Genomic DNA, 17454 nt, shown 5'->3' with positions numbered 1-17454 from the left:
CATTTCTACTGATACCGGGGGATGAAGACTTCCCCACCAATGAAAGGATCACGATGACGCAATCCCCCGACACCGAACTAGGCCTGGCTGATGACCGCGATGCCCCGGATGAGCATTACCGGAAAGAAAACGAATACCAGGATGACCTCATAATCTCCAGCAAAGATGCTGAGGCCTATGTCCTCGGCGATGACACGAAGCCGATTTATTCACTGGGTCCAGATTCCGAGCGACAGCCCGGAAGCCCTCGCGGCAGGCTCACCAAAGGACGTCACACAGGGCGAAGCGTTTACCCCGGCGTCGAAAGGGACTACTACGTCTACGTCCCCGCTCAATACACCCCCGAAAAGCCCGCCGCCTTGGCCATCTTTCAGGATGCGAACCTGTATCTGGCGCCGAAGGCCAACGCTGATATTGTGCTGGACAACCTCATCAACAAGGGCGAGATTCCGGTTACCGTTGCCGTATTCATCGAAGCAGGCGAAAAGGGCCCGGGGTATCCCTTTTTTGGCGGAACAGACAACCGCAGCGTCGAATATGACTCCGTCAACGGCGATTATGCCAGGTTCCTCACGGACGAATTCCTGCCGGATGCCTTAGGAGATCTCAATATCTCCACCGTTCCTCGCGATCGACTGCTTGTAGGGATCAGCTCGGGCGGCAATTGCGCGTTCACTGCGGCTTGGTCCCGCCCTGACGTCTTCGGCAACGTCATCTCCCATTGCGGCAGCTTCATTAATATCCGGGGTGGCCACAACCACCCGTCGGCAATTCGGCAGAACCCGAGAAAACCCATCCGGGTCTGGCTTCAGACGGGAGCCCGGGACCTTGATGTAATCTTCGGCAGTATCCCGATTGCCAATAAGGACATGTTCGCGGCCCTTGAGTATCGACGCTACGATGCCAAGTTCGTCTACGGCGAAGGCGGACACTCACTGGTGCACGGTGGCGCGGTCCTTCCCGAGACCCTGAGGTGGATTTGGCGCGATCATCCGGACACCGCTGACGCACAGTAGACGGAAGGCATTTGGCGGGTTAGCGGGTAAAGCGGGGCTCCCGAACCGCTGGTTCGGAAGCCCGGCGGATTGTCTCAGATCTCGAGATCGAGGATCATGATGTCTCCTTTCCTGGGCCCCACCGCCGTCGGCATGCTTTCAGATGTCCGTCACGAACCGACGCTAAGAGATTGAGCCGACGCCGATTGCCGGGCTTGGTCCAGACGGGGGTTATCCCGGACGCGCTTTTGCGCAACTCCAGCCTGACGAAGGAGTCAATATGACATATGCCGACGACATGTGGGCGATCTACCGTCTCTGTTCCCTCTTCGGCGCGACCCGAGATCTGAATCAGCACGAAGAGTGGGTTGCACTGTTTACTTAGAACGAATCTTGTGAGATCCCCCGTATCGGGCCTCGCCGTGGGCATAACGACCTTCGTATCCTGAGCGAAGAGCTATAGCTTCCCCACGGCTTCCAGGCGAAGCACTACGTTTCAAACATACGTTGCGATCGACGGGGACGAAGCATCCGGTACTGCCTACTTCCAGTTTTTCCAAAATAGTCGATAGCACTCCTGTCCTCGCGGCAATCGGCACCTATGTCGACAGGTTTCGCCGAGTTGACGGAGAATGAAAGTTTGCTTCGCGAGTGGCAAACTCCGAGACCGGCGCAACCCCAGAGCTATGAGATAGTGCCTATTTGAAAGTCGTCTGCCCGGACGTCCGCCCTTACGGCGCCGAACTCGCCCGCCTTTTGACCCAGATTGGTTCCTTGCCTTGCCGACCTGGCTCGCAGTCAGCGCTCCATGGGCTTCATCCAAGGGAATTTGACCGCCCCGGCTCTCGAGGCTGTCCCTCATGTTTCCGGCAGCGGTGCGGCCGGGCTGGGGTTCATCCAGTTCGTCTTCGGCGCCGCAGCTACTCCACTATGTGGGCTTGGGCGGCACAGGAACCGCTATCCCTATGGCGGTGATGATGACAGCGGCGACAGGCCTCGTCATGCTTTTGCAAGCCACGGCAGCCCGCCGTGGCTTGCTGTGGGATAACGGACTTAGCTGGGGTAGCAATCGGCGTACAGCACAGAGCCCTCTGGTTCCGCACCTCTGCGAACCACGACCGAACCCGACTCGCTCTTGAATCGGCAGAGGATTCATCGACTCCGGCCGCACGTCGGCCGTCCGAGCGGGGACCAGTCATAAAGCTGCCCGGCATCGGGAGCTTGAGCAGGCACCGTCTACGCACCCGGCTCGCCTACCCACAGCCGGGGACAATCCTGATGGGTTATCCACTGCTACTGCTGCCGAGGGAGCTACCCCCTGGCTCCCGCTTTCCAGCATGGATAACCCGGATGATGTGACGTTCTAGTCGACGGTTGTCGGTGACACCCCGCGCGTGCGGGACGGGTTCAGTTCCCACCCATTCCTGGTGATACCGGCCAGGGCCGCGGCGGATGCACCATCGGCCAAAGCCGCTCCGCGGACCCAGCTCGTGGCCAGTGCCACCAAGAAGAGATCCCGTGCCCGAATCTCCTTCCGGGCACTTCCATCTCGTTGTGCGGCGTGCAGAAACTCCTCGGTTGTTGTGATGAATCCTTCGCACGTAACTGCGAGCGGGGATGTACTGGTGGCCGCCGCAGCGCGGAGGGGGTCGGGCAGCCCGTCGAACGCGCCTGCCCACTCGGTCAGCGCTTCAAGCCAGCCGTCGAGTGCGTCGGCTGCGTTAGCCGCCTTGGTGCGGAGCTCGTCCCGGCGGGACATCAGCGCCTCATCGCGCGCGGCGAGCAAGGCCGCGAGCAGAGCTTCCCGGTTGGGAAAATGCCGGTACAGGGTTCCCGCGCCGACGCCCGCTTGTTTCGCGATCGCGTCGAGCGAGCCGCCGACTCCGTGCTTAGAGAAGTACTGCTCGGCGGTGTCGAGGATGTGATCTCGATTGCGTCGGGCATCAGCCCGCGGGGCGCGAGCGTTGCTCGTAGCGGTCCTGGACATAACGGTTGCCTCACTTTTTGACAAAACGGGGAGTGTCTCCGTATAGCCGTACGCCTAGGAGGAGACACTCTCCACTATAGACCACACTTCGGTCGACCGATGGTGTGTCGCCACACTCTGGCTCGGGTTGCCCCCCGTGTCCTGGTGTCGCCCGCAATCAACCTTTCAATGAACGGAATGTAGCTATGTCAGATACCTCCACCGCATCGCTTCCCCAGGCGGCGCATACTCATCGGCAGGAGGTCGACGCGCGCAATCGGCTCGCGATCGGGGTACTGCTTGCATCAACGTTTGTCGTCATCCTGAACGAGACGATCATGAGCGTCGCACTTCCTCACCTCATGGGCGATTTCGACATCGAGGCAAGTGCGGCGCAGTGGCTCACCACCGCCTTCCTCCTCACCATGGCGGTCGTGATTCCGATCACCGGCTTCTTGTTGCAGCGCGTCAGTACTCGCGCGATCTTCATCAGCGCAATGTCGTTGTTCAGTTTCGGCACACTCATCGCGGCCATCGCGCCCGGCTTTGAGATCCTGGTCGCCGCACGTGTCGTGCAGGCCTTGGGTACGGCGATCATGATCCCGCTGCTTTTCACCGCCGTGTTCACCCTCGTTCCGGCAGAGCGACGCGGACGCGTGATGGGCAACGTCTCGATCGTGATCTCTGTCGCCCCCGCGGTCGGCCCGACCGTATCGGGCCTCATCCTGAGCGCCCTGAGCTGGCGCTGGATGTTCATCATCGTGCTGCCGGTCGCCGTACTTGCTCTCGTGGTCGGGGTCCTGCGCATTCCCAACGTCAGCGAGCCGCGCAAGACCCCGCTCGATTACGTGTCGGTCGTTCTTTCGGCCATCGGCTTCGGCGGGCTCGTTTTTGGCCTCAGTCACATCGGCGAGACCGAGGCAGGAATCTCCAGCCCAACCAGCTGGGCACCCCTCGCCGTTGGCGCAGCAGGCATCGCGCTTTTCATCCTGCGCCAGTTGAAGCTGCAACGCTCGGACCGCGCACTGCTTGACCTGCGCACCTTCACAAGCTCGGGCTTCACGCTCGCGATAGCCGTGATCGCGATCTATACGACCATACTGTTTGGCACTCTCACCCTGCTGCCGATCTACACGCAGAACGTGCTCGAACTCGATGCCCTGACCACCGGCTTGCTGATGCTGCCCGGCGGACTTGTGATGGGGTTCCTCGCGCCGTTCGTCGGGCGCCTCTATGACAAAGCCGGCCCGACCGTGCTCGTTGTTCCGGGCTCGACCATCGTGAGCGGTGCGCTGTGGTTCATGACGACGCTGGGCGCTGGTTCGAGCAGCGTCACGGTCCTCATCGCCCACATCGTGCTGAGCATCGGCCTGGCCCTCGCATTCACCCCGTTGTTCACCTCGGGACTCGCATCGCTCAGCCCGCAGTTCTACTCCCACGGCAGCGCCACGGTCAGCACCGTACAGCAGCTCGCCGGCGCGGTCGGCATCGCCGTGTTTTTCACGATGATGACCGTGACATCGACACCCCGAATCGAAGACGGGACCAACGTCATCGCGGCCACGGCCGCCGGTATCCATGCCGCGTTCGTCTGTGGAGCAGTCCTCTCGCTTATCGCAATCCCGCTCGCATTCTTCATCCGCAAGCCCGCCTCCAGCGGCGCCCAGGTGCCCGTCGGGCACTGAGCATCACCCCCGACTGCTCCGAAACCCGATCATCCGATAGGAAAGATATCGACAGTGCAAACCTCGTCAGCCGCTACCATGCGTCACTCCCTCGCCGCCTACCCCACCGGAATGGCCCTTATTGCCGCCGAGGTCAACGGCCAGAACGAGGCGATGCTCGCGAACTCCTTCACCAGCATTTCTCTGGACCCGCCACTCGTCTCCATGGCCTTTACCCATACCTCGACCACCTGGCCCCGGCTTCGCCAAGCGCAAGAGTTGGGTATCACGATTCTGGGAGAATCCCACCTCGCCCTCGTGTCTCAGCTTCGCCTGTCCGGCCCCGCCCGGCTCGACGGCATCACTCTAGATCACGCCACCACCCAGGCACGCACCCTGCCGCAGGCGGCAGCCACCTTCGTCGTTCGGCCACACCAGCACGTGCCAGCTGGTGACCACGAGCTCGTACTCTTCGAAGTCATAGACCACGAGCGCTACGACGACATGAGCCCCTTGACCTTTTACAACCGCCAGATCGCCGTGATCCAGCGCGAGAGAGAGTAGACGATGTCCCGTAAGAAGATGCATCTCGCCGCAGCAAGTGCCACTCCCTACGGCGCCAGCCCGTACGCATGGTTGGAACCCGGAGTCGATCCCCGCGACTACGACAACATTCACGTCCTGGTGCGCGCCGCTCAGGCCGCCGAACGTGGCATGTTCGATTTCCTCTTCCAGGGCGACTTCCTCGCGCAGACCCAGCGCAGTGAGGCGCACGCGCCGAACCAGACCCTCGAGCCGACCATCGTTGCCACCGCCATCGCCCTGGCTACCGAGCGGATCGGTCTCGTCACCACGGTCAGCGCCACCTTCCAGGAGCCCTACAACATCGCCCGCGTGCTCAAGTCACTCGACGTCGTTTCCCGCGGGCGCATGGGCTGGAACGCCGTGACCACCTCCTCACCTCAGGCGGCCGCGAACTTCGGGCGCGCGATCGAGGACCGTGACACTCGCTATGCCCGCGCAGACGAGGTCGTTCAGATCGTCCAGGCGCTCTGGGGAAGCTGGGAAGAGGATGCCTGGATCGGCGACCAGCAGTCCCGGAGGATCACCGACATGTCCAAAATCTCGCCCGTGAACCTCAGAGGGACTTACGCCTCCTCCCGCGGCCCACTCGAGGTCCCGCCCTCCAAGCAGGGCCAGCCGGTCATGGCCCACGCCGGCGCAAGCCCGTACAGCCTCGCCTTCGCCGGCCGCTACGCCGACATCCTCATTAGCGAGGTCTTCACCATAGAGGAGGCCCGGCACCAGCGCGCCGCAGTGCGCCACGCCGCCGAATCTGCCGGTCGCAGCCCTGACGACGTCAAGTTCTTCGTCGGAGTGATGCCCACCATCGCGTCGACCCACGCGGAGGCTCTTGCTCGACGCGGAAAGCTGATCGAACCCGACATCGAGCAGCAGGTGCGCCATCTCGGCCAGCTCCTCGGCCTGCCGTTGGGGCCAATGGACCTCGACGCGCCACTGCGCGCGGATCAGCTCGCCGTCGCGCGGGCCGACCCCGGTGACCCGCGGTCGCCCAGAGCCCTCAAGGTCGCCAAGGAAGGCTGGACGGTGCGCGAAGTTCTCTACCATGCCGTCATCGACTACCACCCTGCCCCCATCGGTCCCCCCGAAGTGATCGCAGATCACCTGCAGGAATGGTTCGAAGCTGATGCCGCGGACGGCTTCTTAGTCATCCCCGGTGTTATTCCCGAGGGAATAGAGTCCTTCGTCGACGGAGTCATTCCGATCCTGCAGCAGCGCGGCCTGTTCCGCACCGAGTACGAAGGCGAGACCCTCCGCGAGAATCTCGGCATCGACCACCAGTACGGCCTGCACCGTCGAACGCGGACTCCCTAACAACGGGTCCGCCTCCACAGCCCATACCTAGAGCGCACTCGACAGCAACGACAGCTCAGATTTACACACGGAGAGAAAACATCATGACCAGACAGATGCTCATCGGCCTGCACTTGGGCAACGGGTACGGCAACCTGCCTGGCGCCTGGCGCGCCCCAGGAGTCGATCCCACAAGCTATACGAGCTTCGACGCGAAAGTTCGGCACGCCCAAGCCGCCGAGCGCGGAAAACTCCAATTCCTGTTCCTCCCCGACGGCCCGACCCACGTCGGCGACATCGCGAACGAGCCACCCAACTTCAACCTCGACGTCATGGTCACCTTGGCAGCGGTCGCCCGCGAAACCAGCCATATCGGCCTCGTCGCCACCGGCTCCACCACCTTCAACGAACCATTCAACCTCGCCCGACAGTTCAAAGCACTCGACGTCCTGAGTCACGGACGGACGGGATGGAACGCCGTCACCTCCAGCGGCGAAGACGTCGCCGCCAACTACGGCCAACATATTCCGTCCAGCCCGGAACGCTACGGAAGAGCACACGAGACGGTCCAACTCGTGCAGGCTCTCTGGGGCAGCTGGGGCCAGACCGCCTGGGTACACGACAAGGCCACCGGCCGCTTCGCCGACCCGGAGCAGGTCGCCCCGATCAACCTCGGTGGCGAACACGTCGCCTCCCGCGGGCCCCTGTACATTCCTCCGTCCGAACAGGGGCAACCCGTCATCTTCCACGCCGGAGGCAGTCCAAACGCCCACGAGTTCGCCGGACGCTGGGCAAACGCCGTCATCGGCGCCGCCTTCACGATCGAAGATGCGCGTGCACAGCGCGCCGCGTTCCGTGAAGCAGCCGAACGCGCCGGACGGAACCCGGACGAGATCAAGTTCTTCGCCGGCCTGATGACGACGATCACCCCCGGTAAACGAGAAGGCCTCGATCGCCGCATAACGCTGAGCGCACGAACGTTCCCTCAACGCGCGGCGTATCTCGGGCGGATGCTCGGTCTGTACCTTGATCCCGCACGCCTCGATGAACCGCTCTCGGCGGCGCAGTTGTCCGAAGCTCGACCATCACCGGCCGACCCCCGGTCAATCCACGCACTGAAGATCGCGCGTGAAGGCTGGACCGTCCGCGACATACTCGCGCACGGCGTCATCGACTACCACCCCGTCATCGTCGGTCCGGCAGCCGAAGCCGCCGACCACATGCAGGAATGGTTTGAGGCAGAGGCTGTCGACGGCTTCTGGGTATCCCCGGACATCTATGACGGCGGAGTTGATGCCTTCGTCGACGGTGTCGTGCCGATCCTCCAACAACGAGGTCTGTTCCACCAGGACTATGACGGTGCCACCCTGCGCGATCATTTGAACACCCCATCCCAATATGGAGTCGACCGGCGTGTAACACGGTGATGCGGGGCGCCGCCGACTTTACGATCAACAATTCTTGATTGCGCCTCTTGGCCAATGGGATTGACTTGCCCAGTTGCAGACCAGCGCTTGGACTAAGGAGCCGGGTGCAGGCTGAATGATCAGTGTACGGCCGGCCCGGTGCAATCAGCGCTGCGAAAAAGCCGCCACTTATCGTCGATTCACACATCTGGCGCCTTGGACGGGAAGTTCATCCAGCTGCTGTCACCCAAACCTGACGTCAAGCCGGCACCTGGGTCATTTCTGACATCAAGCTAAGAAGGCTCTGGATCGATGCTGCGACCAGAAGCCAACGCAGCTAGCTGGCAAGCACATCGGACTTCATGGTCCTAGGCGCCTCGCCTGCCATCAGGGCTACATTCCGCTGGCGATCCGAAATCCTCTTCCACGCCCACGTCACAGGAGGGACTGATAAGGCAGACATAAGTGTGGACACTGTCCACATCCCCTTTGGCAGGACAAAGCATGCAATTGCAGCTCCCGCGACATCTAAGAAGAGCTATTCACTAAAAGTTTTGTACCAAGAGTCGGTGACGTCATGTTGTCCCCGACGCTCTCGACCATGAATAGGTGTTGGCCACCCCGACCAACCCGACAGCACCGGAACGAGGTACCGAATAGACCACACCCCAGCAGGCGGAAGGCCCACTAGCCAGGGACCGGCCCCCGCCACCCCGCACACCTGAATAGGCCCGCGGGCAGCCAGGCTCCAGCCCGCGCACCTAGCGTCAGAGGGACCCCACCACAGGCCATGACAACACGTTAAAGCAAAAACCCCTCTGACGAGGGGATATGCTGTGCCCGAGGTGGGACTCGAACCCACACACCTTTCGATACCGCATTTTGAGTGCGGCGCGTCTGCCAATTCCGCCACTCGGGCGCGGATTACATGAAGCAAAAGGCTACGCCCACAGCTGATTGTGAGCAACGCGATCGCTTCACGTACGCGGAATTACTCTACATGCAGATAGGCTGAATTCCAGAATCGCGCCGCCGTCGCCGCACCTGACCATGCAGATCAAGTACAGGACCGGGCGCACCTAAGATAGTGATGTCCCCGCCGTACCTTTCCAAGGAGATCCCGTGACTGAACAGACGGAGTCAAAACCCACGTCCCAGCCGGCGCGCCGCGTCGTTGTGGCCGAGGATGAAACCCTCATCCGCCTCGACATCATCGAAATCCTGCGCGGCGAAGGCTATGACGTCATCGGCGAAGCAGACAACGGCGAGAAGGCCGTCCAGCTGGCTGAAGAGCTGAAGCCGGACCTGGTCCTGATGGACGTCAAGATGCCCGTGATGGACGGCATTTCGGCAGCTGAAAAGATCGTCAAGGCCCGCATCGCCCCCGTGGTGCTGCTGACCGCCTTCAGCCAGAAGGAACTCGTGGAGCGCGCCCGCGACGCCGGTGCCATGGCCTACGTGGTCAAGCCCTTCACCCCGGCCGACCTCATCCCCGCGCTGGAGATCGCCCTCTCCCGCCACGAGGAAATCAAGGCCCTGGAAAGCGAGGTCTCCGACCTCCAGGAGCAGTTCGCCACCCGCAAGCTCGTGGAACGCGCCAAGAGCCTCCTCACCACCAAGATGGGCCTCACGGAGCCGGAAGCCTTCCGCTGGATCCAGAAGACTTCCATGGACCGCCGCCTCAGCATGCGTGAAGTGGCAGAGACCATCATCAACCAGGTCAACTAACAGCACTGTCGTAGACAGCAGAAAGGACCCCTGCCAACCGGCAGGGGTCCTTTTCGCTATCCGAAAGCCTAGGCCTTCTTCTTCTTTTCCGGCCAGGGGCCGAGCTTTTCCTTGTTGCTGGCGGCTTCGCCAACACGCGTGGAGTCGGCGAGGTCGCCCACCTTGTGCACCTTCAAGGAGTTGGTGGAACCGGCCTTTCCGGGAGGCGAACCGGCGGCAATGACCACCAGGTCGCCGTCGTCCACGAGGCCCATCTCCAGGAGGCTGCGGTCAACCTGTGCGGTCATCTCGTCGGTGTGGTCCACCATCTGGACCAGCACCGGCTGGATGCCCCAGGTCAGCGCCAGCTGGTTCCAGACCTGCTCCACCGGAGTGAACGCGAAGACCGGCTTGATGGGGCGCAGGCGCGAGAGGCGGCGCGCGGAGTCGCCGGACTGGGTGAAAGCACAGATGTACTTGGCGTCCAGCTGGTCGGCGATTTCGACGGCGGCACGGGTGATGGCGCCGCCACGGGTCTTGGGCTTGGTGCCCAGCGGAGGAACGCGCTCAAGGCCGTGGACCTCAGTGGACTCGATGATCCGGGCCATCACCTTGACCGTCTCGATCGGGTACTTGCCCACGCTGGTCTCGCCCGAGAGCATCACCGCGTCCGCACCGTCCAGCACTGCGTTGGCGCAGTCTGAGGCCTCCGCACGGGTGGGGCGCGGGTTGTCGATCATGGATTCCAGGACCTGGGTTGCCACGATCACTGGCTTGGCCCAGCGGCGGGCCAGTTCGATCGCACGCTTCTGGACGATCGGCACTTCCTCCAGCGGAAGCTCCACACCAAGGTCGCCACGGGCCACCATGATGGCATCAAAAGCATCGATGATCTCAGGGAGCTGCTCAACAGCCTGCGGCTTCTCAATCTTGGCGATGACCGGCACACGGCGGCCTTCCTCGTCCATGATTTCGTGCACGCGGGTGATGTCGGAGGCGTCACGCACGAAGGACAGGGCCACCAGGTCAACACCGCGGCGCATCGCCCAGCGGAGGTCGTCCTCGTCTTTTTCGCTCAATGCGGGGACGTTAACAGCAACGCCAGGCAGGTTGATGCCCTTGTTGTTGGACACCATGCCGCCCACGGTCACTTCGGCGACGACCTTGACGTCGTCCACGGCCGTCGCACGCAGCGCCACCTTGCCGTCGTCGATCAGCAGGGCGTCACCCACGTTGACGTCCTCGGTGAGGCTCTTCAACGTGGTGGAGCAGATGTCCTTGGTGCCGGGAACGTCCTCGGTGGTGATGGTGAAGGTGTCACCAACGGCGAGGGCGTGCGGGCCGTCAACGAACCGGCCCAGGCGGATCTTCGGCCCCTGCAGGTCGGCCATGATGGCCACTGCCTTGCCAAGGTCGGCTGCAGCCTTCCGGACGTTCTCGTAGGTGTTGTCATGCACGGTGTAGTCGCCGTGGCTCATGTTCATGCGGGCGACGTCAACGCCGGCCTCCAGCACCGCGAGGGTGTTTTCGTAGCTGGCAATTGCCGGGCCGAACGTAGCCACAATTTTTGCGCGTCTCATATACCTACCCTATTGGTCTCTTGCATTGGTTAAGTTGTCGTGGAGGTGAACCCTCGATGCTGCACTAGAGGACGGCGATGGCCCGGTCGGTGGGCGCCACGGGGGCGGGCAGGATGGTGCTGCCCATCAGGTACTTGTCCACTGCTGCTGCGGCGGCGCGCCCCTCGGCGATGGCCCACACAATCAGGGACTGTCCTCGCCCGGCATCGCCGGCAACAAAGACACCCTCGGTGTTGGTCATGTAATAACCGTCGCGGGACACATTGCCGCGGCCGTCGAACTCGGCATTGACCTGCTCGGTGATGCCGGCCGGCTCAGCTCCGGTGAAGCCCAGGGACAGGAAGACCAGGTCCGCAGGGATGATCCGCTCCGTACCGGCCTTGGGCAGCCGCTTGCCGTCAACGAACTCCGTCTCGGCAACCTTCACGCCGGTGAGCTTGCCGTTTTCGCCAACGAACTCAACGGTGGAGGCGAGGTAGGTCCGCTCGCCGCCTTCCTCGTGGGCGCTGGCCACTTCGAACAGCGTGGGGAACGTGGGCCACGGCTGGTGGCCCGCCCGCTCTGAGGGCGGCTGCTTGCCGATGGCAAGCGTGGTGACGGACGCAGCACCGTGGCGGTGCGCCGTGCCGAGGCAGTCCGCTCCGGTATCGCCACCGCCAAGGATGACGACGTGCTTGCCCTGGGCATGGATCTGGTTCTCCACCGTCTCCCCCGCAACCACGCGGTTCGCGGGAACCAGGTAATCCATGGCGAAGTGCACGCCTTCGAGGTCGCGGCCCGGGATGGGCAGGTCACGCGGAACGGTAGCGCCGGTGCAGACCACGACGGCGTCATAGCGCCTGCGCAGCTGCTCCCAGGTCACGTCCGTGCCCACCGCTACACCGGTGCGGAAGCGGGTTCCCTCCGACTTCATCTGCTCGATGCGGCGGTCAACCTGCTCTTTTTCCATCTTGAAGTCGGGGATGCCGTAGCGCAGCAGGCCGCCGATCTTGTCGTCGCGCTCGTACACGGCCACGGTGTGGCCCACACGGGTGAGCTGCTGCGCAACGGCCAGCCCGGCAGGGCCGGAGCCGACGACGGCAACTGTCTTTCCGGTCAGGCGTGCGGGAGGCAGCGGGCTGACCCAGCCGTTGTCCCAGGCTTCGTCGATGATGGAGACTTCCACCTGCTTGATGGTCACGGCAGGCTGGTTAATTCCCAGCACGCAGGACGCCTCGCACGGGGCGGGGCACAACCGGCCGGTGAACTCGGGGAAGTTGTTGGTGGCGTGGAGGCGCTCGATGGCTTCCTCGCCCTTGTCCCGCCACATGAGGTCGTTCCACTCGGGAATGAGGTTGCCCAGCGGGCAGCCCTGGTGGCAGAAGGGCACGCCGCAGTCCATGCAGCGGCCGGCCTGCGCCTTCAAGGTGCCCTTCTCCTGCGCCTCGTACACTTCCTTCCAGTCCATGATGCGGACGGGAACGGGACGGCGCGGCTGGGTTTCACGCTGACGTACTTTCAAAAATCCGCGTGGATCAGCCACCGGTTACCTCCAGGATTCGGGACCACACTTCTTCGCCGTCGGGGTCCAGGCCCTCTTCGATGGCGTCGAGACGGGTTTGCAGCACAGCCGCGTAGTCGCGCGGCAGCACCTTGGTAATGCGGGCGGCGGTGTCATCGAAGTTCTCGAGGAGGCGCGCGGCCAGCTGGGAATCAGTTTCTTCAACGTGCTTGACCAGGAGGCCGTGCACGATGTCGCGGTCCTCGGCGTCCAGCTCACGGAGCTGGAGTTCACCGGACTGCAGGGCGTCCTTGTTGACCTTGGCAGCGTCCAGGTCAAGGACGTAGGCGGTGCCGCCGGACATGCCGGCACCGAAGTTCCGCCCGGTGCGCCCGATGATCAGCGTCTGGCCGCCGGTCATGTACTCGCAGCCGTGGTCGCCAATGCCTTCGACGACGGCGGTGGCGCCCGAGTTGCGGACCAGGAAGCGTTCGCCCACCTGGCCGCGCAGGAACATCTCACCGCTCGTGGCGCCGTAGCCGATCACGTTGCCGGCGATGACGTTGGTCTCCGCCTTGAACACATTGGTGCGGTCCGGCCGGACGATGATGCGCCCGCCGGAAAGGCCCTTGCCCACGTAGTCGTTGGAGTCGCCGAACAGCCGCAGGGTGATGCCTGCGGGCAGGAAGGCGCCGAGGGACTGGCCGGCGGTGCCGCTGAGGGTGACGTCGATGGTGTCCGTGGCCAGGACGTCCGTGCTGAACGTCTTGGTGACCACATGGCCCAGCATGGTGCCCACCGAACGGTCCGTGTTGATCACGTCCACCGAGATCTTCACCGGGCTGCGGTCCGTGAGGGCTTCGGTTGCCATGGTGATCAGCCGCTGGTCGAAGTGCTTGTCCAGCTCGTGGTTCTGGCCGGTCATGTTCCGCAACGGGGCGTCGTCGTCGAACTCCAGCCCGTGCAGGATCGGATCCAGGTCCAGGCCGTCGGCCTTCCAGTGGTTGACGGCATCCCGGGCGTCGAGGACCTCGGCGTGGCCGATGGCCTCTTCCAGGCTCCGGAAGCCCAGCTCGGCCAGGATTTCGCGGACTTCCTCGGCCAGGAACTCGAAGAAGTTGACCACGAACTCGGGCTTGCCGCTGAAACGTGCCCGGAGTTCCGGGTTCTGCGTGGCCACGCCCACCGGGCAGGTGTCCAGGTGGCAGACGCGCATCATGATGCAGCCTTCCACCACCAGCGGGGCGGTGGCGAAGCCGAACTCCTCGCCGCCCAGCAGCGCAGCGATCACCACATCGCGGCCGGTCTTGAGCTGCCCGTCAACCTGCACCACCACGCGGTCGCGCAGGCCATTGAGCATCAGCGTCTGCTGCGTCTCGGCGAGGCCGAGCTCCCAGGGGACACCGGCGTGCTTGAGCGAGTTCAGCGGCGAGGCGCCGGTTCCGCCGTCGTGGCCGGAAACGAGCACGACGTCGGCCTTCGCCTTGGTCACGCCGGACGCCACCGTGCCGATCCCAACTTCCGACACCAGCTTGACGTGCACACGGGCCGAGGGGTTGGCGCGCTTGGCATCGTAGATGAGCTGCGCGAGGTCCTCGATCGAGTAGATGTCGTGGTGCGGGGGCGGGGAGATCAGTCCGACGCCGGGAGTCGAGTGGCGCGTGCGGGCCACCCACGGGTAGACCTTCTGCGCCATCAGCTGGCCGCCCTCGCCGGGCTTGGCTCCCTGCGCCATCTTGATCTGGATGTCGTCGGCGTTGGTCAGGTACAGGCTGGTAACACCGAAACGGCCGGACGCGATCTGCTTGACTGCGGAGCGGCGCTTCGGGTCGAGCAGGCGGTCCACGTCCTCGCCGCCTTCGCCGGTGTTGGACTTGCCGCCCAGCTGGTTCATGGCGATGGCCAGCGTCTCGTGGGCCTCCTGGGAGATGGAGCCGTAGCTCATGGCACCCGTGGAGAACCGCTTGACGATGCTGGAAACGGGCTCCACTTCCTCGAGCGGAACCGCAGGGCGCTCATTCTTGAACTTGAGCAGGCCGCGGAGGGTCATCAGGTTCTGGGACTGGTCGTCCACTCCCCTGGTGTACGCCTTGAAGATGTCGTAGCGGCGCTCACGTGTTGCGTGCTGCAGCCGGAAGACGGTCTCCGGGTTGAACAGGTGCGGCTCGCCGTCGCGGCGCCACTGGTACTCGCCGCCACCCAGGAGCGGACGGTGGGGCTGCTCGATGCCGCCCTCGGGGTAGGCCATCTGGTGGCGCGCGGAAACTTCGGCCGCAATGACGTCCAGGCCCACGCCGCCAAGCTGCGAGTGGGTGCCGGCGAAGAATTCGTCCACCAGTTCCTGGCCCAGGCCCAGCGCTTCGAACGTCTGGGCGCCGGTGTAGGACGCAACGGTGGAGATGCCCATCTTGGACATGATCTTCAGGACGCCCTTGCCCAGGCCCTTGATGAGGTTGTAGACGCCATCCTGCGGGGTGACCCCGGTGACGTCGCCGGCGGCAATGAGCTGCTCCACCGATTCCATGGCGAGGTACGGGTTGACGGCGGAAGCGCCGTAGCCGATAAGCACGGCCACGTGGTGCGTTTCGCGGACGTCGCCGGCCTCGACCACCAGGGCGGTCTTGGTCCGGTTGGCGCTGCGGAGCAGGTGATGGTGCACCGCGCTGACCAGAAGCAGGGACGGGATGGGCGCCCACTGCGCGTTCGAGTCGCGGTCGGACAGCACAATGTACTGCACGCCGCGGTTGATGGCACCGGATACCTGCTCGCAGATTTCCGTCAGCCGGGCACGGAGCGCGTTCTCGCCGCCTTCGGGGCGGTAGAGCCCGCGGACCTTCATCGCGACGCGGTTGCCGTCGGCATCCTCGATGTTGGCGATCTTGGCGAGCTGGTCGTTGTTGATCACCGGGAACGGCAGCTGGACCTGCGGCTGGCGGACCTGCTTGGTGTCCAGGAGGTTGCCGTTGGGGCCGATGGCACAGGTAAGCGACGTGACCAGCTCTTCGCGGATGGCGTCCAGCGGCGGGTTGGTCACCTGCGCGAAGGACTGCACAAAGTAGTCAAAGAGCAGGCGGGGGCGCTTGGACAGCACGGCCACCGGGGTGTCCGAGCCCATGGCACCCAGCGGCTCGGCGCCGGTGCGGGCCATGGGGCCCAGCAGGATCTTCAGTTCCTCAGTGGTGTAGCCGAAGGTGCGCTGGCGGATGTTCACCGACGCGGCGGTGTGGACCACGTGCTCGCGCTCGGGCAGGTCGTTCAGGTCGATCAGGTTGTCCTTGACCCACTCCGCCCACGGGTTGGCGGCGGCCACTTCGGCCTTGACCTCTTCGTCGTCGATGATGCGCCCGGCGTCGGTGTCCACCAGGAACATCTTGCCCGGGGACACGCGGCCCTTCTTGACCACCTTGGAGGGTTCGACGTCGATGACGCCCACCTCAGAGGCGAAGACGATCAGGCCGTCTTCGGTGATCCAGAAGCGGCCCGGACGCAGGCCGTTGCGGTCCAGGGTTGCGCCCACCAGGTTGCCGTCGGTGAAGGAAACGGCTGCCGGGCCGTCCCACGGCTCCATGAGCAGGGAGTGGTACTCGTAGAATGCACGGCGGGCCGGATCCATGGTGGCGTGGTTTTCCCACGCCTCCGGGATCATCATCATGATCGAATGCGTGATGGGGCGGCCGGAGAGCCAGAGCAGCTCGGCTACCTCGTCGAAGGACGCGGAGTCCGAGGCACCGGGGGTGCAGATGGGGTACAGCTCTTCCGGCGAGTCGCCCAGTAGCGGGTTGGCGAGCTGGGACTGGCGGGCGCGCATCCAGTTGCGGTTGCCCTTGACCGTGTTGATTTCGCCGTTGTGCGCGATGGTGCGGAACGGCTGGGCCAGGGGCCAGGACGGGAAGGTGTTGGTGGAGAAGCGCGAGTGGACGATCGCGAGCTTGGTCTTGAAGCGCTTGTCCGAAAGGTCCGGGTAGAACGGCTCGAGCTGAGCGGTGGTGAGCATGCCCTTGTAGACGATGGTCCGCGAGGACAGCGACGGGAAGTAGACGCCGAACTTGTTCTGGGCGCGCTTGCGGATCCGCCAGGCGCGGGAGTCCAGCTCGTTGCGGTCCAGCTCCTCGCCGGTGGCGGATGCCAGGAAGGGCTGGGAGAAGTAGGGCATGCAGGCGCGTGCCATGGCACCGACGAGGTCGGCGACGATGGGCACCTCACGCCAGCCGAGGACCTTGAGGCCCTCGTCAGCCGCGAGGCCCTCGATGCCTGCCTTGGCGGCGTCGGCCTCGCGCTGTTCGGCGGGAAGGAAGGCGGTGCCGGCAACGTACTGGCCTGGGGCGGGAAGTTCGAACTCCGTGACCGCGCGGAAGAACTCATCCGGGATCTGCATCAGGAGGCCTGCGCCGTCACCGGTGCCTTCGTCAGCCCCGACGGCACCGCGGTGCTCCAGGTTGCGCAGGGCGGTGAGGGCGGCGTCCACAATGTCGTAGCCGGGCTCGCCGCGGAGGGTGGCGATGATCGCAAGCCCGCAGGCGTCCTTCTCCTGCTCCGGGTTGTACAGCCCGGAGGCCTCCGGCAGGGCTGCAAAGCGCTTGAACGGCGACATGGCAGCCTCAGGCTGGTCCGGTTCGGACCAGCTGGGAGTGTGAAGAGTTTGGCTCATGGGAGACGTCCTTCCTCCTGATCGTGCGTATGGAAGGGACACCGTTGGCCCCACTCGTCGGCGCCGCGGTTATGGGCACAACAAAGTGTTGATTACTGGAAATTGTAGGTCAGCGTGGCCTGCTGAACTAACA

The 17454-nt window shown here is 63.9% G+C and carries 10 protein-coding genes and 1 tRNA gene; 6 read left to right on the top strand and 5 right to left on the bottom strand.

Annotation, left to right across the window (positions count from 1 at the left end; all coding sequences use genetic code 11):
• Positions 1 to 53: 53 nt before the first annotated feature.
• Positions 54 to 1016: an alpha/beta hydrolase-fold protein gene (locus tag G6R19_RS05790; protein WP_163163242.1), complete on the top strand. Its 963-nt coding sequence runs from the start codon at positions 54 to 56 to the stop codon at positions 1014 to 1016.
• A 1342-nt stretch (positions 1017 to 2358) separates the two neighbouring features.
• Here G6R19_RS05790 and G6R19_RS05785 read toward each other — a convergent pair.
• Positions 2359 to 2982, bottom strand: coding sequence for a TetR/AcrR family transcriptional regulator (locus G6R19_RS05785; RefSeq protein ID WP_163163240.1), 624 nt, complete (start codon positions 2980 to 2982; stop codon positions 2359 to 2361).
• Positions 2983 to 3167: 185 nt separating this feature from the next.
• Between G6R19_RS05785 and G6R19_RS05780 the strand changes: the two genes are divergently transcribed.
• The 4 genes from G6R19_RS05780 to G6R19_RS05765 all read left to right on the top strand — a co-directional run bounded on the left by G6R19_RS05780 (position 3168) and on the right by G6R19_RS05765 (position 7927).
• On the top strand, positions 3168 to 4646 hold the full coding sequence (locus tag G6R19_RS05780; RefSeq protein ID WP_163163238.1) for an MDR family MFS transporter: 1479 nt from the start codon (positions 3168 to 3170) through the stop codon (positions 4644 to 4646).
• Positions 4647 to 4700: 54 nt separating this feature from the next.
• On the top strand, positions 4701 to 5189 hold the full coding sequence (locus G6R19_RS05775) for a flavin reductase family protein (protein WP_163163236.1): 489 nt from the start codon (positions 4701 to 4703) through the stop codon (positions 5187 to 5189).
• Between the two features lie 3 nt (positions 5190 to 5192).
• Positions 5193 to 6521 carry an NtaA/DmoA family FMN-dependent monooxygenase gene (locus G6R19_RS05770; RefSeq protein ID WP_163163234.1) on the top strand — a complete coding sequence of 443 codons (1329 nt, stop codon included), beginning with the start codon at positions 5193 to 5195 and terminating at the stop codon, positions 6519 to 6521.
• 83 nt (positions 6522 to 6604) lie between these two features.
• Positions 6605 to 7927: an NtaA/DmoA family FMN-dependent monooxygenase gene (locus tag G6R19_RS05765; protein WP_163163232.1), complete on the top strand. Its 1323-nt coding sequence runs from the start codon at positions 6605 to 6607 to the stop codon at positions 7925 to 7927.
• A gap of 816 nt (positions 7928 to 8743) precedes the next feature.
• On the opposite strand, the gene G6R19_RS05760 is transcribed toward G6R19_RS05765, so the two are convergent.
• Positions 8744 to 8825 (bottom strand) — tRNA-Leu (locus G6R19_RS05760).
• A 203-nt stretch (positions 8826 to 9028) separates the two neighbouring features.
• Between G6R19_RS05760 and G6R19_RS05755 the strand changes: the two genes are divergently transcribed.
• On the top strand, positions 9029 to 9634 hold the full coding sequence (locus tag G6R19_RS05755) for a response regulator (protein ID WP_163163231.1): 606 nt from the start codon (positions 9029 to 9031) through the stop codon (positions 9632 to 9634).
• A 68-nt stretch (positions 9635 to 9702) separates the two neighbouring features.
• On the opposite strand, the gene pyk is transcribed toward G6R19_RS05755, so the two are convergent.
• The 3 genes from pyk to gltB form a co-directional block, all read right to left on the bottom strand.
• Complete coding sequence (gene pyk / locus G6R19_RS05750; RefSeq protein WP_163163229.1) at positions 9703 to 11193, bottom strand: pyruvate kinase; 1491 nt, start codon at positions 11191 to 11193, stop codon at positions 9703 to 9705.
• Positions 11194 to 11257: 64 nt separating this feature from the next.
• Positions 11258 to 12715 (bottom strand): glutamate synthase subunit beta, encoded by a 1458-nt coding sequence (locus tag G6R19_RS05745; protein ID WP_163163227.1) that lies wholly within the window; start codon positions 12713 to 12715, stop codon positions 11258 to 11260.
• Positions 12708 to 17321, bottom strand: a complete 4614-nt coding sequence (gene gltB / locus G6R19_RS05740; protein WP_163163225.1) for a glutamate synthase large subunit — start codon at positions 17319 to 17321, stop codon at positions 12708 to 12710. Before gltB ends, G6R19_RS05745 begins: the two co-directional genes overlap by 8 nt.
• Positions 17322 to 17454: the final 133 nt, after the last annotated feature.

The sequence above is a fragment of the Arthrobacter sp. Alg241-R88 genome, assembly GCF_900537115.1.
In the GTDB taxonomy this organism is placed as follows: domain Bacteria; phylum Actinomycetota; class Actinomycetes; order Actinomycetales; family Micrococcaceae; genus Arthrobacter.
This window is presented reverse-complemented; position numbering and strand designations above follow the sequence as displayed.